The sequence below is a fragment of the Sphingomonas sp. GW821-FHT02B09 genome, from assembly GCF_059421875.1.
Genome location: NZ_JBWKVV010000001.1, coordinates 1337690 through 1356179, shown reverse-complemented (window position 1 = coordinate 1356179; position 18490 = coordinate 1337690). Strand labels below are relative to the sequence as shown.

The 18490-nt window shown below is 67.8% G+C and carries 22 protein-coding genes; 11 read left to right on the top strand and 11 right to left on the bottom strand.

What is annotated here, in order from left to right:
• Nucleotides 1–91: 91 nt before the first annotated feature.
• Nucleotides 92–382, bottom strand: coding sequence for a hypothetical protein (locus AC07U4_RS06290; RefSeq protein ID WP_156143788.1), 291 nt, complete (start codon nucleotides 380–382; stop codon nucleotides 92–94).
• Nucleotides 383–439: 57 nt separating this feature from the next.
• On the opposite strand from AC07U4_RS06290, the gene AC07U4_RS06285 reads away from it, so the two are divergent.
• Together AC07U4_RS06285 and AC07U4_RS06280 are read left to right on the top strand one after the other, a co-directional pair.
• Nucleotides 440–1087, top strand: coding sequence for a peptidylprolyl isomerase (locus tag AC07U4_RS06285; protein ID WP_495194789.1), 648 nt, complete (start codon nucleotides 440–442; stop codon nucleotides 1085–1087).
• 71 nt (nucleotides 1088–1158) lie between these two features.
• On the top strand, nucleotides 1159–1557 hold the full coding sequence (locus AC07U4_RS06280) for a glycine zipper 2TM domain-containing protein (protein WP_038661030.1): 399 nt from the start codon (nucleotides 1159–1161) through the stop codon (nucleotides 1555–1557).
• A 51-nt stretch (nucleotides 1558–1608) separates the two neighbouring features.
• Here the strand turns inward: AC07U4_RS06280 and bfr are convergent, their stop codons facing one another.
• The 3 genes from bfr to purL form a co-directional block, all read right to left on the bottom strand.
• The gene (gene bfr / locus AC07U4_RS06275; RefSeq protein WP_495195022.1) at nucleotides 1609–2124 is read right to left on the bottom strand and encodes a bacterioferritin; all 516 of its coding nucleotides are present in this window, start codon (nucleotides 2122–2124) and stop codon (nucleotides 1609–1611) included.
• Nucleotides 2125–2232: 108 nt separating this feature from the next.
• Nucleotides 2233–2403, bottom strand: coding sequence for a (2Fe-2S)-binding protein (locus tag AC07U4_RS06270; RefSeq protein ID WP_081974359.1), 171 nt, complete (start codon nucleotides 2401–2403; stop codon nucleotides 2233–2235).
• Nucleotides 2404–2665: 262 nt separating this feature from the next.
• Nucleotides 2666–4885, bottom strand: coding sequence for a phosphoribosylformylglycinamidine synthase subunit PurL (gene purL / locus AC07U4_RS06265; RefSeq protein ID WP_495194788.1), 2220 nt, complete (start codon nucleotides 4883–4885; stop codon nucleotides 2666–2668).
• A gap of 107 nt (nucleotides 4886–4992) precedes the next feature.
• On the opposite strand from purL, the gene AC07U4_RS06260 reads away from it, so the two are divergent.
• A complete protein-coding gene (locus tag AC07U4_RS06260; RefSeq protein WP_495194787.1) occupies nucleotides 4993–5298 on the top strand; it encodes a polyhydroxyalkanoic acid system family protein in 306 nt (101 codons plus the stop codon).
• A gap of 127 nt (nucleotides 5299–5425) precedes the next feature.
• On the opposite strand, the gene fghA is transcribed toward AC07U4_RS06260, so the two are convergent.
• The 3 genes from fghA to AC07U4_RS06245 are packed head-to-tail and all read right to left on the bottom strand — an operon-like array spanning nucleotide 5426 to nucleotide 7788.
• Nucleotides 5426–6262, bottom strand: a complete 837-nt coding sequence (fghA, locus tag AC07U4_RS06255) for an S-formylglutathione hydrolase (RefSeq protein ID WP_495194786.1) — start codon at nucleotides 6260–6262, stop codon at nucleotides 5426–5428.
• A 3-nt stretch (nucleotides 6263–6265) separates the two neighbouring features.
• Nucleotides 6266–6649: a VOC family protein gene (locus tag AC07U4_RS06250; protein WP_495194785.1), complete on the bottom strand. Its 384-nt coding sequence runs from the start codon at nucleotides 6647–6649 to the stop codon at nucleotides 6266–6268.
• A gap of 32 nt (nucleotides 6650–6681) precedes the next feature.
• Nucleotides 6682–7788, bottom strand: coding sequence for an S-(hydroxymethyl)glutathione dehydrogenase/class III alcohol dehydrogenase (locus tag AC07U4_RS06245; RefSeq protein ID WP_137899019.1), 1107 nt, complete (start codon nucleotides 7786–7788; stop codon nucleotides 6682–6684).
• A gap of 135 nt (nucleotides 7789–7923) precedes the next feature.
• Here AC07U4_RS06245 and AC07U4_RS06240 point away from each other — a divergent pair, with 135 nt between their 5' ends.
• The 4 genes from AC07U4_RS06240 to AC07U4_RS06225 are packed head-to-tail and all read left to right on the top strand — an operon-like array spanning nucleotide 7924 to nucleotide 10941.
• On the top strand, nucleotides 7924–8577 hold the full coding sequence (locus AC07U4_RS06240; protein ID WP_495194784.1) for a PepSY-associated TM helix domain-containing protein: 654 nt from the start codon (nucleotides 7924–7926) through the stop codon (nucleotides 8575–8577).
• 54 nt (nucleotides 8578–8631) lie between these two features.
• Nucleotides 8632–9111, top strand: a complete 480-nt coding sequence (locus AC07U4_RS06235) for a DUF2271 domain-containing protein (RefSeq protein WP_495194783.1) — start codon at nucleotides 8632–8634, stop codon at nucleotides 9109–9111.
• A 14-nt stretch (nucleotides 9112–9125) separates the two neighbouring features.
• Complete coding sequence (locus AC07U4_RS06230; RefSeq protein ID WP_495194782.1) at nucleotides 9126–9965, top strand: DUF4198 domain-containing protein; 840 nt, start codon at nucleotides 9126–9128, stop codon at nucleotides 9963–9965.
• Nucleotides 9966–9975: 10 nt separating this feature from the next.
• Nucleotides 9976–10941 (top strand): FAD:protein FMN transferase, encoded by a 966-nt coding sequence (locus AC07U4_RS06225; RefSeq protein ID WP_495194781.1) that lies wholly within the window; start codon nucleotides 9976–9978, stop codon nucleotides 10939–10941.
• 289 nt (nucleotides 10942–11230) lie between these two features.
• Here AC07U4_RS06225 and AC07U4_RS06220 read toward each other — a convergent pair whose 3' ends face one another.
• A complete protein-coding gene (locus tag AC07U4_RS06220; protein WP_495194780.1) occupies nucleotides 11231–11875 on the bottom strand; it encodes a histidine phosphotransferase family protein in 645 nt (214 codons plus the stop codon).
• Nucleotides 11876–12334 (bottom strand): M67 family metallopeptidase, encoded by a 459-nt coding sequence (locus AC07U4_RS06215; RefSeq protein ID WP_052075545.1) that lies wholly within the window; start codon nucleotides 12332–12334, stop codon nucleotides 11876–11878.
• Between the two features lie 17 nt (nucleotides 12335–12351).
• On the opposite strand from AC07U4_RS06215, the gene AC07U4_RS06210 reads away from it, so the two are divergent.
• The 4 genes from AC07U4_RS06210 to mtgA all read left to right on the top strand — a co-directional run bounded on the left by AC07U4_RS06210 (nucleotide 12352) and on the right by mtgA (nucleotide 16281).
• Nucleotides 12352–13299 carry an RluA family pseudouridine synthase gene (locus tag AC07U4_RS06210; RefSeq protein WP_495194779.1) on the top strand — a complete coding sequence of 316 codons (948 nt, stop codon included), beginning with the start codon at nucleotides 12352–12354 and terminating at the stop codon, nucleotides 13297–13299.
• A gap of 62 nt (nucleotides 13300–13361) precedes the next feature.
• Entirely contained in the window at nucleotides 13362–14264 is a 903-nt protein-coding gene (gene rpoH, locus AC07U4_RS06205) for an RNA polymerase sigma factor RpoH (protein WP_038660996.1), read from the top strand.
• A 1-nt stretch (nucleotide 14265) separates the two neighbouring features.
• Nucleotides 14266–15597, top strand: coding sequence for a flavin monoamine oxidase family protein (locus AC07U4_RS06200; protein ID WP_495194778.1), 1332 nt, complete (start codon nucleotides 14266–14268; stop codon nucleotides 15595–15597).
• 9 nt (nucleotides 15598–15606) lie between these two features.
• Nucleotides 15607–16281, top strand: a complete 675-nt coding sequence (gene mtgA / locus AC07U4_RS06195) for a monofunctional biosynthetic peptidoglycan transglycosylase (protein WP_495194777.1) — start codon at nucleotides 15607–15609, stop codon at nucleotides 16279–16281.
• 137 nt (nucleotides 16282–16418) lie between these two features.
• On the opposite strand, the gene AC07U4_RS06190 is transcribed toward mtgA, so the two are convergent.
• Both AC07U4_RS06190 and AC07U4_RS06185 read right to left on the bottom strand, forming a co-directional pair.
• Nucleotides 16419–16742: a YbaB/EbfC family nucleoid-associated protein gene (locus tag AC07U4_RS06190; RefSeq protein WP_038660987.1), complete on the bottom strand. Its 324-nt coding sequence runs from the start codon at nucleotides 16740–16742 to the stop codon at nucleotides 16419–16421.
• Nucleotides 16739–18385: a DNA polymerase III subunit gamma/tau gene (locus tag AC07U4_RS06185; RefSeq protein ID WP_495194776.1), complete on the bottom strand. Its 1647-nt coding sequence runs from the start codon at nucleotides 18383–18385 to the stop codon at nucleotides 16739–16741. The genes AC07U4_RS06190 and AC07U4_RS06185 overlap by 4 nt, the downstream gene beginning before the upstream one ends.
• Nucleotides 18386–18490: the final 105 nt, after the last annotated feature.

Below are 18490 nucleotides of genomic sequence, written 5' to 3'. Positions count from 1 at the left end.
CTCCCCGGCGGACATCCGCAGCGTGGGCATGTCGTCCAGGGATATTGTAGACGTGGGGGAAGGTCGGCGTTTGCCGCGATGGAAGATTGGATCAGGGAAACCGCGGGGGAGAGTCCGTCAGCCGGTACACTCGATCCCCCGCGTCCCGAAACGTGCCGGTGCCGGCTTTTACCGGCTGGCTCCGCTCCGTATATTTCGTTGACGGCGCGTTCTGGGCAAGGATCGAATAGCGTAGTCCGCGGCCAAAAAAAAGGCCGGTCTTGCGACCGGCCGAAAAGTTTTTAGGAGAGGATGCCTGAAAGGCACGGTCTTTGTGCATCGCAGCAAGGATCGGTGCAATTGCAAAAGGCGCAATCACGCTTTCGTTAATGACAATCGTCATGCCGCCTCGGCGACCGCGACGGTTGTGCCCGCGTCGGGATCGGCATAGCGGGGTGGCATGCGTCTGCCCCTGATCCTGCTTGCCACCATCGCTCTGTCCAGCGCCACGCCGGCGGCGGCACCGCGCGAGCCCGCCGTCGTCCGGGTGCGGCTCGACACGCCTTATGGCCCGATCGTGCTGGCGCTGGATGCCCGCCATGCGCCGCGGACGGTCGCCAACTTCATGGGCTATGTCGATGACGGGCGGTTCGACGGGATGAGCTTCTATCGGTCCGCTCGCAATCGCAGTGCGCCGACCTATGGCTTCATCCAGGGCGGTATCCGCACCGATGCGCGGCGCATCCTGCCGCCGTTCCCGCTGGAGACGACAGCGATGACGGGGCTGCGCCACGTCGACGGCACGATTTCGATGGCGCGGCGTGCCGAGGCCGGGTCGGCGGGTGGCAATTTCTTCATCACCGTCGGCGCGATGCCGAGCATGGACGCCAAGGGCGACTATCCCGGCTATGCAGCCTTCGGTCATGTCGTGTCGGGCATGCCGGTGGTGAAGCGTATCCTGGCGCTGCCGACCGGGGGCGGGATGGGCGGACAGTTGCTGCTGAAGCCGATCCGGCTGGTCGCCGCACGCCGGCTGACCGGCACGCCGCACCCCACGGGGCTGGTCAAGCCGTGGCTGATGAAGACCACGGATCGCAAAGCGAATTGAGCCATATCAAGGGGCTGGTGCAACCATTGCCCGCCGGCCCGGTTATCACGCTATCTTTCAGGAGAGCAGCGATGAAGACCGGATTTCTAGCCGTACTGGCGACCGTGGCGATGGTATCGCCGATCGCCATGGAGCCGGCCTCCGCGCAGCGCGGTGATCGGTATCAGGATCAGCGGCGCGACAATCGCTGGCAGGGCGACAATGACGGCAATTGGGACCCCGCCAATTCCTATCGCGACGGCCGCTATCGCGAGCGCCGCCTCGGCCGCGACGACCGGATCTATCGTGGCCGCGACGGCCGCGCCTATTGCAAGCGCAACGACGGCACGACGGGCCTGGTGGTCGGTGCAGTCGGCGGCGGCGTGCTCGGCAACCTCGTCGGCGGCGGCACGCTGGGCACGCTGCTCGGCGCGGGCGGCGGCGCGTTGCTCGGCCGGTCGGTCGATCGCGGCAAGGTCAAGTGCCGCTAAGCTGAACGTGCGACGGCCCCGCGATCACGCGGGGCCGTTTTGCATTGGAGATCAGCCGTTGAGGTGCGGCGCGGCGCCGGTTTTCGGCGAGTCATGCTCGCTGATCGAGTTGAGCTGCACGTAATTGTGGATACCCATCCGCTCGATCATCTCGAACTGGCGCTCGAGCGTGTCGACATGCTCTTCCTCGCTGGCGAGGATCCGCGTGAACAGGTCGCGGCTGATGAAGTCCTTGACCTCCTCGCAATAAGCGATCGCGCCCTTGAGCTGGACGACGGCTTCTTCCTCCATCGCGAGATCGGCGCGGAGGATCTCCTCCACCGTCTCGCCGATGCGCAGCCGGCCGAGCAGCTGGAAATTGGGGAGGCCGTCGAGGAAGAGGATGCGCTCCGACAGCCAGTCGGCGTGCTTCATCTCGTCGATCGATTCCATCCGCTCATACTGGGCGAGCTTGTAGACGCCCCAATGGTCGAGGACGCGATAGTGCAGCCAATATTGGTTGATCGCGGTCAGCTCGTTCTTGAGCGCTTCGTTGAGATATTCGATGACCCTCGGGTCGCCCTTGATCGCCATATGTCCACCCTAGATTGTCCGTGTTGCGGACGATCTAGGCTTCGGAAGGGTAGGGCTGCAAGCAAAAAACCGCAGAAATCTGCCGTTTTTACGTTGCGAACGTCAGGCAGCAGCGCGTTCGGTGTCGATAATGGCTCTCGCTACCACGACGCATTGGCCGCATTTCGCCCGGCAGCCGAGCGATTGATAGGCCTGGCAGGCCGTCTGGCAGCCGCTGCGTGCGGCGGCACGGACCTGGGATTCTCGTATGGCATTGCAAACGCAGACAACCATGGATGCTCCTCGCTTCGCCGCCTGTATGCGGATACTGCGAGACGTTCGCAAGTGGATTTGCGACTAATTCGCAGTCGCTAACACACGGTTCGTCGCAACTGCGAAAATCCTCCCCCGCCAGGGGGAGGGGGACCGTTCGGCGTTAGCCGAATGGTGGAGGGGGAGGACAGGTGGGAGTTCCGTTACGGAGCTCCCACCTGTCCTCCCCCTCCGTCACGCCTTCGGCGCGCCACCTCCCCCTGGCGGGGGAGGAATCGGAACCTCAAGCCAGCGCCGAGTCGGTACCCATCAGTTTCGGGAAGAAGCCCTCGTGGGCGCTGCGCAGCGCCTCGATCGTGACGACGTCATCGCGGTCGGGGCGTTCGAAGATCAGGCGCTTGCCGCCGGTGCGGCCAAGCGGTTCGGCTTCGACGCCGGCGGCGTGCGCGGCGCCGAGGAAGTCGAGCAAAGCATGGTCGTGGACGGTGACGACGTAGACGCCCTGATCCTCGGCGAAGAAGGCGCGGGCGCAGTCGAACGGCTGCTTGCGGTCGATCATCGCGCCGATGTTGCCCGCGAGCGCCATCTCGGCGAGCGTCACCGCGATGCCACCGTCGGAGACGTCGTGGACGGCGGAGAGCTGGCCGTCGGCGATCGCCGTCCGGATCAGGTCGCCGGCCTTGCGCTCGGCGGCGAGATCGACCGGCGGCGGCGGGCCTTCCTCGCGGCCGTGGCATTCGCGCAAATAGAGCGACTGGCCGAGATGGCCGCCGCGCTTGCCGACGGTCAGGATGATGTCGCCGGTGCCCTTGAAGGCGATCGTCGCGTTCCTGGTCCAGTCCTTGAGCAGGCCGACGCCGCCGATCGCCGGGGTCGGCAGGATCGCGCTGCCGCCGCCGGTCGCCTTCGATTCGTTGTAGAGGCTGACGTTGCCCGAGACGATCGGGAAGTCGAGCGCGCGGCACGCCTGCGCCATGCCGTCGAGACAACCGACGATCTGGCCCATGATCTCGGGCCGCTGCGGATTGGCGAAGTTGAGGCAGTTGGTGATCGCGAGCGGCGTCGCTCCGACCGCGGTCAAGTTGCGCCACGCCTCGGCGACCGCCTGCTTGCCGCCCTCGACCGGGTCGGCGAAGCAATAGCGCGGCGTGCAATCGGTGGTGATCGCCAGCGCCTTGTCGGTGCCGTGGACGCGCACCACCGCGGAGTCGCCGCCGGGGGCCTGCACCGTGTCGGCGCCGACCATGTGGTCGTATTGCTCCCAGATCCAGCGGCGGCTGGCGACGTCGGGCGAGCCCATCAGCGTCAGCAGGTCGGCGGCGATGTCCTTGCTTTCCGGCACGTTGGCGAGCGGCGCGGGCTTGGGCGTCGGGACGTGCGGACGATCGTACAGCGGCGCCTCGTCGGCGAGCGGGCCGAGCGGGATGTCGCAGACGGTTTCGCCCTTGAAGGTCAGCACCATGCGACCGGTGTCGGTGACGCGGCCGATGACCGCGAAGTCGAGCTCCCATTTGCGGAAGATCGTCTCCGCCTCGGCCTCGCGGCCGGGCTTGAGAACCATCAGCATGCGCTCCTGCGATTCGGAGAGCATCATTTCGTACGGCGTCATGCCGGTTTCGCGCTGGGGGACGTCGTCCATCACCAGTTCGATGCCGACGCCGCCCTTCGACGCCATCTCGACCGAGGAGGAGGTGAGGCCGGCGGCGCCCATGTCCTGGATCGCGACGATCACGTCGGTCGCCATCAGTTCGAGGCACGCTTCGATCAGCAGCTTTTCGGTGAAGGGATCGCCGACCTGCACGGTCGGGCGCTTGGCGTCGGCGTCCTCGCCGAAATCGGCCGAGGCCATCGTCGCGCCGTGGATGCCGTCGCGGCCGGTCTTGCTGCCGACATAGACGATCGGATTGCCGATGCCGCTGGCGGCCGAATAGAAGATCTTGTCCTGATCGGCGACGCCGACGGTCATCGCATTGACGAGGATGTTGCCGTCATAGGCGGGGTGGAAATTGACCTCGCCGCCGACCGTCGGGACGCCGACGCAATTGCCGTAGCCGCCGATGCCGTGGACGACGCCGGCGATCAGGTGGCGCATCTTGGGGTGCGTCGGCGAGCCGAAGCGCAGCGCGTTCATATTGGCGACCGGCCGCGCGCCCATCGTGAAGACGTCGCGCAGGATGCCGCCGACGCCGGTCGCCGCGCCCTGATAGGGCTCGATATACGACGGGTGGTTGTGGCTCTCCATCTTGAAGATCGCGGCTTGGCCGTCGCCGATGTCGATCACGCCGGCATTCTCGCCGGGGCCGCAGATCACCTGCGGGCCTTCGGTGGGGAGCTTCTTGAGGTGGATGCGGCTCGACTTGTAGCTGCAATGCTCGGACCACATCACCGAAAAGATGCCGAGCTCGACGAGATTGGGCTCGCGGCCCAGCGCGTGCAGGACGCGCTCATATTCTTCCGTGGACAGGCCGTGGTCGGCGACGATCTGGGGCGTGATCTCGGTCATGCGCGGGGCCTTAGCGGGGCGGGGCGGGTTCGTCACCATCGCTGATCGGTTGACGCTGCCCGACGGACACGGGCAGGGCGCGCGGCACTTGATTTCTGGAGACGATGATGGCCGCGATTCCGTTCGACATTCCCCACAGCCTCGGGCGCGCGGAGGCGCGGCGGCGGATCGAGGCGGGGCTGCCCAAGCTGGCGCAGCATATTCCCGGCGGCGGCACGGTCGATGCCGAATGGACCGGGCCGGATGCGCTCGCGCTGGCGATCGTCGCGATGGGACAGAAGGTCGCGGTCGACATGGCGGTGGGCGAGGGCAATGTCAGCGGCACGGTCAAGGTGCCGATGATGCTGGCGATGATGTCCGGCCCGATCGCCGAATTCGTGAAGACGAGTGCGGAGAAGATGCTGAAGGTATAACCTCTCCACGCCGACATCGTCCTCACCCATCGCCGGCTTCGCCGTCTCTCCCTCTCCCGGTGGGAGAGGGAAGGGGCCCGCCCGGCGCAGCCGGGTGGGAAGGGTGAGGACGGGGCGCTTCGCTGCCTTACGTCAACCGCTCGACGTGCCACGCGAGGTGGTCGGCCATGAAGGTCGAGATGAAATAATAACTGTGGTCGTAGCCCGGCTGCATGCGCAGCGTCAGGTCGATGCCCGCCGCTTCACATGCCGTCGTCAGCAACTGCGGCTTGAGCTGTTCTTCGAGGAACTGGTCGGCATCGCCCTGATCGACGAGCAGCGCGGGCACGCGCGCACCGTCCTCGATCAGCGCGACCGCATCGTGGCGGCGCCACGCGGCGCGGTCGTCGCCGAGATAGCCGCCGAGCGCCTTCTCGCCCCACGGCACTTGGCTCGGCGCGACGATCGGCGCGAAGGCGGAGATCGCCCTGAACCGCTCGGGCAAGGTCAGGCCGATGGTCAGCGCGCCGTGGCCGCCCATCGAATGGCCCATGATCGACTGGCGATCCATGTCGGCAGGGAAATGCGCGGCGACCAGCGCCGGCAGCTCCTCGGTGACATAGGACCACATGCGGAAATGCGGCGCCCACGGTGCCTGCGTCGCATCGACGTAGAAGCCCGCGCCCTGACCCATGTCATAGGCGCGATCGTCCGCGACGCCCTCGCCGCGCGGCGAGGTGTCGGGGGCGACGAAAATGAGCCCGAGTTCGGCGCAGGCGCGGCGGTATTCGCCCTTGTCGGTGACGTTGGCGTGGGTGCAGGTCAGTCCCGACAGATACCAGACGACCGGCAGCCTCTGCCCTTCGTCATGCGGCGGCACGTAGACCGAGACGGTCATCGGCGTGCCGGTCACGGTCGAGTCGTGGCGGTAGACGCTCTGCGTGCCGCCGAAGGCTTTGGCGGTGGAGACGGTCTCGAACGTCATCGCTCAGGCCGCCATGCGATGCGCGGCGCACACCTTGTTGCCGGCGGGATCGCGCAGATAGGCGAGATAGAGCTTGCCGAAGGGCGATTCGCGCGGGCCGGGCGCCTCCTCGATCGCGGTGCCGCCGTTGGCGAGGCCTGCGGCATGCCATGCCTCCACCGCCTCGGGTGAGCCGGCGGCGAAGCCGATCGTGCCGCCATTGGCGTGGCAGGCGGGCTCGCCGTTGATCGGCTTGCTCAGCAGCAGCCGGCCACCGGCATGCATATAGGCGGTACGGCCCTTGGGATCGCTGATCCCGGCAGGCACGCCGAGTGCGCCGAGCGCTGCGTCGTAGAAGGCTTTCGAGGCAGCCATATCGTCGGTGCCGAGCATGACGTGGGAAAACATCTGGTTTGTCCTTGTAGCGCCGAATGCGCGGGTCAGTAGATCACGACGCTGCGGATGCTTTCGCCGGCATGCATCAGGTCGAAGCCCTTGTTGATCTCGTCGAGCGTCAGGCGATGCGTGATCATCGGGTCGATCTGGATCATCCCGTCCATATACCAGTCGACGATCTTCGGCGTATCGGTCCGCCCGCGCGCGCCGCCGAAGGCGGTACCGCGCCAGTTGCGCCCGGTGACGAGCTGGAACGGCCGCGTGCTGATCTCCTTGCCCGCCTCGGCCACGCCGATGACGATCGACGTGCCCCAGCCGCGGTGGCAGCATTCGAGCGCCTGGCGCATCACGTCGGTGTTGCCGGTCGCATCGAAACTATAGTCGGCGCCGCCGTCGGTGAGCTGGACGATATGCGCGACGATGTCGCCGACCTGCTTGGGATTGGCGAAATGGGTCATGCCGAAGCGGCGGCCCCAATCCTCGCGGTCGGGGTTGATGTCGACGCCGACGATCATCTTCGCGCCGGCGAGCTTCGCGCCCTGGATGACGTTGAGGCCGATGCCGCCGAGGCCGAAGACGACGACGGTGTCGCCCGGCTGCACCTTCGCGGTGTGGACGACCGCGCCCACTCCGGTGGTAACGCCGCAGCCGACGTAGCAGCTCGTGTCGAACGGCGCGTCGGGGCGGATCTTGGCAACCGCAATCTCGGGCAGCACGGTGAAGTTCGAGAAGGTCGAACAGCCCATGTAATGGAAGATCGGCTGGCCCTTGTAGCTGAACCGGGTGGTGCCGTCGGGCATAAGCCCCTTGCCCTGCGTCGCGCGGATCGCGGTGCACAGATTGGTCTTCTGGCTGAGGCACGACTTACACTGGCGGCATTCGGGCGTGTAGAGCGGGATGACGTGATCGCCGACCGCGACGCTGGTCACGCCCGCACCGACCTCGCGGACGATGCCGGCGCCCTCGTGGCCGAGCACGCTGGGGAACAGCCCCTCGCTGTCGAGCCCGTCGAGCGTATAGGCGTCGGTGTGGCAGATGCCGGTCGCCATGATCTCGACCAGCACTTCGCCGGGCTTCGGCCCTTCGAGGTCGAGTTCGACGATCTCGAGCGGCTTCTTGGCTTCGAAGGCGACGGCGGCGCGGGTCTTCATGGGGCAGGCTCCGGTAAGGCGTGCGCGGCGGTTACCGCCTGTCGGTAGGGCAGGGCAAGCACAGGGTGGGCCATGCGGATGATACTCATTCGCAAGACGGTTGAAATATGTGGCTTTGCCCGCTAGCCGGGAGCGGTGAGCACCGTCCGATCCGTTTCCGCCGCTCCGGCACGTCAGGCCAAGCGCAAATGGCGCGGCTGGTGGCTCAAGCAATTGCACAGCTGGCACTGGATGAGTGCGGCGGTGTCGCTGATCGGCATGCTGCTGTTCGCGGCGACCGGGATCACGCTCAACCATGCCGCGTCGATCGGCGCGACGCCGGTGGTGACCGACCGGGCGGGGACGCTGCCGCCGCCGTTGCTGCGTGACCTCAAGGCACCGGCGGCGGCCGATGCGGCCTTGCCGCCGCGGGTTGCGGCGGCGGTGGCGCGCGCTGTGGAGCTCGATGCGGCGGGCAAGCCGGGCGAATGGTCGGACAGCGACGTCTATGTCGCGCTGCCGCGGCCCGGCGGCGACGCCTGGGTCAGCATCGACCGGACGAACGGCAGGATCACCGCCGAAGTGACCAGTCGCGGCTGGATCGCCTATCTCAACGACCTACACAAAGGCCGCAATGCCGGAGCAGCGTGGGGCTGGTTCCTCGACGTGTTCGCGGTCGCCTGCATCCTGTTCACGCTGACCGGACTGCTGCTGCTGCAGATGCACGGCAAGCACCGGCCGGCGACCTGGCCGATCGTGGCGCTCGGCGTGATCGTTCCGGTCGTGCTGATCCTCGTCTTCATCCACTGATGCCGTGCCGCCGATATCCGACGAGAATTGATTGATTTGAAAGGGGAACGAACCATGCGCCCAACGACCTTTGCCCTGCTCGGCGGCGTGATCGCCGCGCCGGCGGGTGCCGCGACCGTCACCGTGACGATCCCCAAACAGGACGTCGCCGAATATCATCGGCCCTATGTCGCGATCTGGCTGGAGCCCGCCGGCGGCGGCGCGGCGCGGACGGTGGCCCTGTGGTACGAGACCAAGAAGACCGGCAAGGATGCGGGCACCAAATATCTCGCCGATCTGCGCGCCTGGTGGCGCAAGGGCGGGCGGTCGATGACCGTCCCCGCCGACGGCATCAGCGGCGCGACGCGCGCGCCCGGCCAATATAGCGTCAAGCTGCCCGACGGGCTGAAGCCCGGCGCCTATGTGCTCACCGTCGAGGCGGCGCGCGAGACCGGGGGACGCGAGCTGGTGACGTTGCCGCTGACCGTCCCCAATCCCAGCGCGCGCGGATCGGGCAAGACCGAGCTCGGCGCCCTCACCGTCTCCGCCCGCTGAAAGGAGCGCATATCATGAAGCCCTTCACCGTCCGCCTGCTCGCCGCCGCGGCGCTGCTCGCCACGCCGGCGATGCTCTCCGCGCATCGCATGTGGCTGCTGCCGTCGGGCACGGTCTTTTCCGGCACCGACAGCTGGGTGACGATCGACGCCGCGGTGTCGAACGACCTGTTCTTCTTCGATCACCAGCCGCTGCGGCTCGACGGGATGAAGGTCTGGCAGCCCGACGGCACGCCGGGGCAGCTCCAGAATGGCGCGACCGGGCGCTATCGCTCGGTATTCGACGTCCAGCTCGACAAGCCGGGGACGTGGAAGGTCGGCACCGCCATGTCGGGGGTGATGGGCAGCTTCAAGGTCGACGGCGTCGAGAAGCGCGTCGGCGGTCGCGGCGGCCCGCCGCGTCCCGGCCAGCCGGCGCCGCTGACCGTCGCCGACATCCCGGCCAATGCGACCGACGTAAAGCTCACCGAGATGTTGTCGCGCAACGAGGTGTTCCTGACCGCGGGCGCACCGACGACGACGGTGTTCGCGCCGACCGGCAAGGGCCTCGAATTCGCGCCGGTGACGCATCCGGACGAGCTGATCGCCGGCGAGGCGGCGAAATTCCGATTCCTGATCGACGGCAAGCCGGCGGCGGGGCTCAAGGTCACCGTCATTCCGGGCGGCAAGCGCTATCGCAACGACGAAAACGCCATGACCCTGACCACCGGCGCCGATGGCGTGGTGAGCGTGACCTGGCCGGCGGCGGGTATGTATTGGCTCAACGCCACCGCAACGGACGCGAAGACCACGACGCCGCGCGCGACCGAGCGACGGATGAGCTACGTCACGACGCTGGAAGTGCTGACGCCGTGACGGCGGCGCGGTGAGGATCGCGCTTCCCGCGGCGATCTCCGCGGCGGCGATCGCGGCCTGCGATCCGGCGGTGGTGGTGACCGACCTCGGCGGCGAGACGATGGGGACGCGGTGGAGCGTGCGCGTCGTCCTGCCGACCGGGCTGGATGCGAGCGCGGTGCACGCGGCGGTGGTCGCGCGGCTCGACGCTATCATCGCGGAGATGAGCCACTGGCTGCCTACGTCGTTGCTGTCGCGCTTCAATCGCGCGGCGGCGGGGAGCGCGATGGTGCTGCCGCCCGACTTTGCGGAGGTCATGGCGGGTGGGCTGGCGATCGCCGAGGCGACCGGCGGCGCGTTCGACCCGGCGATCGGACGGCTGGTCGATCTATGGGGTTTCGGGCCGGTGCCGGTGGCTGCGGTGCCGGATGCGGCTGCGCTCGAAGCGGCGCGGGCCGCCTCCGGCTGGCGGCGGCTCGGCTGGAGCGCCGGCGATCGGCGGCTGTCGCAGCCGGGCGGGGTGGCGCTCGATCTGTCGGGGATCGCCAAGGGCTTCGCCGTCGATGCGGTGGCGGCGACGCTGGCACGGCTCGGTGTCGTCCATACCCTGGTCGAGATCGGGGGCGAACTGGTCGGGCGCGGGGTGCGGCCGGACGGCCAGCCGTGGTGGGTCGATCTGGAGGCGCCGCCGGGGGTGGATGTCGCGCCGCTGCGCATCGCGCTGCACGGGCTCGCGGTGGCGACCTCGGGGGATTATCGGCGCGGGGGGCATACGATCGATCCGCGGACGGGGCGGTCGACGGATAACGGCGTGGTGTCGGTGAGCGTGATCGCGGCGGATGCGCTGAGCGCGGATGCCTGGGCGACCGCGCTGACCGTGCTCGGGCCGGACGCGGGTCGCGCGCTGGCGGCCGGGCAGGGCGTCGCGGCGCGGATCGTGGTGGAGGGTGGGGACGAGACCCTGACCCCGGCGTTGGAGGCGATGCTGGCGGACTGAGCGGGATGGTTGGAGGCTGCTGAATTGTATGCCCGCGAAAACGGGCGTTCAGGTCGGCCCTACGCTTTCCCAACCCACACCGTCACCCCGGACTCGTTCCGGGGTCCACCAGGCCGCGAGAGAGCGATTTCGCCTCAAGCCTTTCTCCTCGCCACAGGGTGGACCCCGGAACGAGTCCGGGGTGACGGATCCTTTGGGGATATTGATCGAGCCTCATCGCCGTCGCCATATGTGATCGCCCTGTGCGACCGCGGCCGCACATTGGGAGATCAGCGGCGCCCCCCTCCGCCTACTTCCCCCGGAACACCGCGCCGAAGATCATGATCGTCTCGGTGGGTTCGCTGATTTGGATCGTGCCGCCGACCTGCGTCACCAGGCTGTGGACGAGATAGGCGGCGGCGGTGCGCGGGGTGACGCCTTCGGGGCCTTCGCCGTGGTTGAGCGCGGTGCGCAATTCGGGCGCGAGGATGATGCGCGGCCCCTCGATCTTGACGACGATCTCGAGCTGGCCGTTGTTCTCCTCGCCGCCGACGTCGAGCGTGCCGCCGCGCACCAGCGATTCGCTGGCGATCAGCGTCAGGTTGAGCATTACCTTGAGCGCCGCCTTGGGCAGCGTCTCCGCCTCGACCCACCAGTTGAAGGTGGTGCGCTTGTTGTCGATCAGCAGCCCCTCGATCGCCGCCTTCGCCTCGCGGCTGTCGACCTGCTCGCCGAAGCCGCCGGCGCCGCCGAAGGCGAGGCGGAAGAATTTGAGCTTGTTGGCCGAGGCGCGGGCACTTTCGCTGAGCAACTGGAAGACGCGTGCGCGCATCTCCTCGTCGGTCTCGTCGGTCAGCAGTTCCAGCCCGTTGTTGAGCGCGCCGACCGGCGAGAGCAGGTCATGGCACAGCCGCGAACACAGCAGGCTGGCGAAATCGACCGGGCTGACGGACATTCAGGTTCCTCGAAAAAGCGACGACCGATGTGGCCGAGCCGGCTCCGGTGCGCAAGGGTCGTCGCCGAGCGCGACGGGATCGAACCGTCCCTCGACGGCACCGCCAGCGCCGGCACGCCAGCCGCGCAGCACGCCACCCGCGGCGATCAGCCACAAGGCGCCGTCCGGCGCGGCGCTCGCCGCGTCGCGCGGGGAGGGGCGGGGATCGCCGTTGGGGTGCGAATGATAATGGCCGACGATCGCCGGACCGCCGCTGCGCTGCGCGCGATGCGCGGCGATCAGCGCGGCGGGGTCGATCTCGAACCAGCAAGCCGGATCGGCCGCGACGTTGCGGCACGGCTGGATCGCGGTGATCGCGGTCGCGGTGCCGAACAGCAGGCCGCAGACCTCGGCTTGTGGCGTAGCGGCGGCGTCGCGCAGGATCTGTCCGACAAGATCGCTTGTAATCGCCACCGTCATGCCCACATCCCTACCCCATGGACCGGGGGGTTTCCATCATCGACGCGACGATCGCACCGGCGGCGAACGGCTGGCGGCTGGATCGCGCGCTCGCCGACGCGGTGCCGACGCTGTCGCGCGAGCGGCTCAAGGTGCTGATCGCCAGCGGCGCGGTGACCCGCGACGGGCTGATGGTCCGCGATGCCGCGAAGAAGGCGGCGGCGGGCGATACGTTCGCGGTCGCCGTGCCGGTGCCGACGCTGCCGCATAACGAAGCGCAGGATATCCCGCTCGTCGTCGCCTATGAGGACGAGCATCTGATCGTCGTCGACAAGCCCGCCGGGCTGGTCGTCCATCCCGCCGCGGGCAATCTCGACGGAACCCTGGTCAACGCGCTGCTCCATCATTGTCAGGGCTCGCTGTCGGGGATCGGCGGGGTCGCGCGGCCGGGGATCGTCCACCGCATCGACAAGGACACGTCGGGGCTGATGGTCGCCGCCAAGACCGACCGTGCGCATGAGGGGCTGGCGCGCCAGTTCCACGACCACAGCATTGACCGCCGCTATCGCGCGATCGTCGGCGGCGTGCCGCGGCCGGCGGCGGGCAAGGTCGACGCACCGCTCGCGCGCTCGGCGACCAACCGCAAGAAGATCGCGATCGTCCAGGGCGGCAAGCGTGCGGTGACGCATTTCGCCACGATGCAGGTGCTGCGCGACGCGGCACTGGTCGAATGCCGGCTGGAGACGGGGCGGACGCATCAGGTCCGCGTGCACATGGCCTCGATCGGCCACGCCTTGCTGGGCGACCCGGTCTATGGTAGAACAAAGGGTGCTCAAAAGGCGCTGCTCGAAACCCTCGGTTTCCGCCGTCAGGCCTTGCATGCGGCGCATCTGGGGTTCATCCATCCGGTGAAAACCACCGCTTTGGCGTTCGATAGCGTTATGCCTGCCGATATGCAGGAACTGTTCACCGAGCTTCACGTATAGGTTCGAGCCGTTCGTCGCCGCAGTGCGGGACGAATGCCTCCGCAAGAAAGGGAGATCAGATCATGGCAGCCCGCAGCAACGTCCCCGCGACGATTCCTGCCCTCGGCGGGGAGCAGAGCCTCAACCGCTACCTGTCCGAGATCAAGAAATTTCCCATCCTCGCGCCCGAGCAGGAGTTCATGCTCGCCAAGCGCTTCCAGGAGCATGGCGACACCGATGCGGCGGCGCAGCTCGTCACCTCGCACCTGCGGCTCGTCGCCAAGATCGCGATGGGCTATCGCGGCTATGGCCTGCCGACGTCGGAGCTGATCTCCGAGGGCAATATCGGCCTGATGCAGGGCGTGAAGAAGTTCGAGCCCGATCGCGGCTTCCGCCTCGCCACCTATGCGATGTGGTGGATCCGCGCGTCGATCCAGGAATATATCCTGCGCTCGTGGAGCCTGGTGAAGATGGGCACCACCGCGGCACAGAAGAAATTGTTCTTCAACCTGCGGCGGATGAAGTCGAAGCTCGACGCGTTCGAGGACGGCGACCTGCGGCCCGAGCATATCACCAAGATCGCCACCGATCTCGGCGTCGCCGAAAGCGACGTGATCAGCATGAACCGCCGCATGGCGATGGGCGGCGACACGTCGCTCAACGTCTCGATGCGCGAGGACGGTGAGGGCCAGTGGCAGGATTGGCTGCAGGACGACGCGCCGTTGCAGGACAGCGTCGTCGCCGAGGCGCAGGAGGCGGATGTCCGCCACGGCATGCTCGTGTCGGCGATGGACGACCTCAACGACCGCGAAAAGCACATCCTGACCGAGCGCCGACTGACCGACGATCCGAAGACGCTCGAAGAGCTGAGCCAAGTCTATGGCGTGTCGCGCGAGCGCGTCCGGCAGATCGAGGTGCGCGCGTTCGAGAAGCTCCAGAAGGCTATGATGCGCATTGCCGGCGAGAAGCGGCTGCTCGCGGCGTAAGATGGTCGGCACCGTCGTGATTGGCGGCGGTGCGGCCGGCATCGCGGCGGCGCGGCGGCTCCGCGATGCCGGCGAGGACGTGCTGCTGGTCGAGGCCGGGAACCGGCTCGGCGGGCGGGCGCATAGTCTCCGCCTGTCGGACTTGCAGCGCGCCGCTTCCCCTATCCCGTTCGCCCTGAGCCTGTCGAAGGGCCTCTCTCCGCCGCCGACCGGGGCTTCGACAGGCTCAGCCCAAACGGACCGGGAGGCGGTCCTCGACGCCGGTTGCGGCTGGCTCCATTCCGCCGGACGCAATCCGTGGACTGCGATCGCCGAGCGCGAGGGGTTTATGATCGACCGTTCGTCGCCCAATTGGGGCGTGCAATGGCGCGGCCTCGGCTATCCGCCGGAGGAACAGGCGGCGTTCCGCGCGGCTTACGAACGATGGGACGAGTCCGCCCATGCGGCGCTCGACGGTTCCGATCGGCCCTTGTCCGACTTCGTCAGCGCCGGGGACGCGCCATGGCGGCCGATGATCGATGCGATCTCCGGCTATGCCAATGGCGCGCCGCTCGACCGCGTCTCGCTGCACGACTGGGCGGCATATGAGGATGCGGCGACCGAGGACAATTGGGCATTGCCGGCGGGCTATGGCACGCTTATCGTCCACCACGCCGGCGATGTGCCGGTGCGGCTGAACACGCCGGTGACGCGGATCGATCATGCCGGCCGGACGATCCGTCTCGACACTCCCGCCGGGACGATCGCAGCCGACCGCGTCGTCCTCGCCATCCCGACCACCGCTTATGCGGAGATCGTCTTCGATCCGCCGCTGCCCGAGAAGCAGGAGGCTGCGGCGGCACTGCCGCTGGGGCTCGCCGACAAGGTGTTCCTCGCGGTCGATTGCCCCGAATGGCCGGCGCAGGCGCATCTGATCGGCGATCCGCATAGCGCCTGCACCGCGAGCCACCGGCTGTCGCCCTTCGGCCTGCCGATCGTCGAGAGCTTCTTCGGCGGCGCCTGCGCCGAGGCGATGCCCGACGGACGTGCCGCGAGCGACTTCGCGATCGAGGAACTGGTCCGCCTGCTCGGCGCCGATTGGCGCAAGCGGCTCGTCCCACTGCGCGCGACGCACTGGCGCGGGCAGGCGTATATCCATGGCAGCTACAGCCATGCCCGCGTCGGTCAGGCCGGCGCCCGTGCGATCCTCGCCGCGCCGGTCGACGACCGGCTGTTCTTCGCCGGCGAGGCGTGCTCGCCGCACGATTTCTCCACCGCGCACGGCGCGTATCGGACCGGCACCGCCGCCGCCGCCGCGATCCTCCACTTGAAGGGGGCTGCGCCGCCCCCGTAAGGAGCGGGGATGATCCGCATCCTCCTCCTCCTGTTCAAGGCCGGTCTGGTCTTCGTCGCGATCAGTATATTGTGGGTCGGCATCTACCGCTTCGTGCCGGTGCCGTTCACCTGGACGATGGCGGGCGACCTGCTCGGCGGGCGCAGCGTCACCAAGGACTGGATGCCGCTGTCGCAGATGGACTCGGACATGCCGCGCGCCGCGATCGCCGGCGAGGATGCGCGCTTCTGCGAGCATCACGGCTTCGACTGGAAGGGAATCGCCAGCGCCGCCTATAGCAACGCGCAGGGGAAGCGGCTGCGCGGTGGCTCGACGATCAGCCAGCAGACCGCGAAGAACGTCTTCCTGTTCCAGGGCGGCGGCTATGTTCGCAAGGCGTTCGAGGCCTATTTCACCGTCCTGATCGAGACCTTGTGGGGCAAGCGGCGGATCATGGAGGTCTATCTCAACGTCGCCGAGACGGGGATCGGCACCTATGGCGCCAATGCCGCGGCGCTGCGCTATTTCCACCACGATGCGTCGCACCTGTCGCCGACCGAGGCGGGACGGATCGCCGCGGTGCTGCCGCTGCCCAAGAAGCGCGCGGCGATCGACCCGCACGGCTTCGTGCGGCGGCATGGCAACGCACTGTCGCGCTACGTCGGCGTGGTGCGACGGAGCGGGCTGGATAGCTGTTTGAAATAAGGGGCTTCCCGCTCCTCCCAAATCATCGTCATCCCCGCGCAGGCGGGAATCCATAAACGCTGGCGTTGCGGCTCAAGAGAAATCCGCGCGTCTGGATCCCCGCCTGCGCGGGGATGACAGTCTTTGATGAGGAAAGGTCAGAACGGCAGTTTGAAGCCCGGCGGGAGGGGCAGGCCGCTGGTCATCTTCGACATTTCGGCGCCCGACACCGCATCCGCCTTGGTTCGCGCGTCGTTGAACGCCGCCGCGAGCAGATCCTCGAGCATCTGCTTTTCCGACACTTCGATCAGCGAATCGTCGATCGCGATGTTGATGATCCGGCCCTTGGCGCTCGCCTTGACCTTGACGAGGCCGCCGCCCGAGACGCCCTCGACCTCGATCGTGTCGAGCTGGTCCTGCGCCTTCTGCAATTCGTTCTGGACGTTCTGCGCCATGGCGAGGATTTCGTCGATATTCTTCATGCGTTGCTCCGTTTGCCCGGCCAGGCTTCCAGTTCGGCTTCGGGAAAGGCCGCGAAGGCCGCCCTCACCAGCGGCGTGGCGAGGATCGCCTGCCGTGTCGCCTCTTCATCCGCCTTGGCCTTCTCGCGCAAGGTAGGCGCGCCGGGCGCATCCTCCAAGACGATCTTCCATACCTGCCCCGTCGCCGCCTTCAGCGCCTCGGTAACGTCGCGCAGCGTATCCGCCGACATCGGCCGCGATCCGCTGAGGACCAGTTCGGGCGCTTCGTAGCGGACGACGCGCGCGCCGTGACTGAGCTGCGCGGCGACGGCGAAATGGCCCTTGTCCTCGAGCAGGGTGACGAGGCCCTCGAAATCGGCGGGCGCACCGGGCCGCTCGACAGCGACCGGCGCGGCCGGTGCTGCGGGGGCAGCCGCCGCGGGCGCCGACAATGCGCCGAGCTTGCCGCTGGCGATCTGCTTCGCCAGCTCGCCGGGATCGGGCAAGGTCGAAGCGTGGATCGCGCGCAGCAGCGCCATCTCCGCCGCCTCGATCGGCAGTGCCGCCTTGGCGACCTCGTCATGCCCCTTGAGGAAGAGCTGCCAGAGCCGGTGCAGGGCAGGGAAGGACAGCTTTTCCGCCCATTCGGCGCGCGCGTTGCGCTCCTCGACCGGCTGCGCCGGGTCTTCGGCGGTGCCGACCTTGGCGAGCGTGATGCCGTGGACGCTCTCGAGCATCGCGCGCAGCACCGACTGCGGATCGACGCCGTAATCATATTGCCGGCGCAGGCTGGCGAGCGCCCCCGCCGCATCGCCGGCGAGCACGAGGGCGAGCAGGTCGCGTACCGCGCCGCGATCGGACAGGCCGAGCATCTGCCGCACCGCCGCCGCGGTCACGCCGCCGCCCTCGAGCCCGGCATGGGCGATGCCTTGGTCTAGGATCGACAGGCCGTCGCGCGCCGAGCCTTCCGCCGCACGCGCGATCAGCATCAGCGCCTCGGGCTCGGCCTCTACGCCCTCTTGCCTGCAGACGAAGGCGAAATGCGCGGCGAGCTGCTCCGCCGAGATGCGGCGCAGGTCGAAGCGCTGGCAGCGCGACAGCACGGTGATCGGCACCTTGTTCACCTCGGTGGTGGCGAACAGGAATTTGACGTGCGCGGGCGGCTCTTCAAGCGTCTTCAGCAACGCATTGAAGGCGTTCTTTGACAGCATGTGGACCTCGTCCACGATATAGATCTTGTAGCGCGCCGACACCGCCGCATAGCGCGCCGCGTCGATGATCTCGCGCACGTCGTCGACGCCGGTATGGCTCGCGGCGTCCATCTCAATGACGTCGATATGGCGGCCTTCGGCGATCGCGCGGCACGGTTCGCAGACGCCGCACGGATCGATCGTCGGCCCGCCGGTGCCGTCGGGACCGACGCAGTTGAGCGCCTTGGCGATCAGCCGCGCGGTCGAGGTCTTGCCGACGCCGCGCACGCCGGTCATCAGAAAGGCATGCGCCAGCCGGTCGCGCTTGATCGCATTGCCGAGTGTGGTGACCATCGCATCCTGCCCGATCAACTCGGAAAAGGTCTGCGGACGGTATTTGCGCGCGAGCACGCGATAGGGGGCGGCCTTGGCCGCGGGCTGCGGCGGTTCGCCCAGATCGAAGGAATCGGCCATTGGCTTGCATATAGGGCGGCGGGGGGCCGGTGTCGAAGGTGCATAGGGTCGGCACTCCGTCGCGCGCGCTATTCGATCTGGCCATTGGTCGCGGAGCGGCATAGC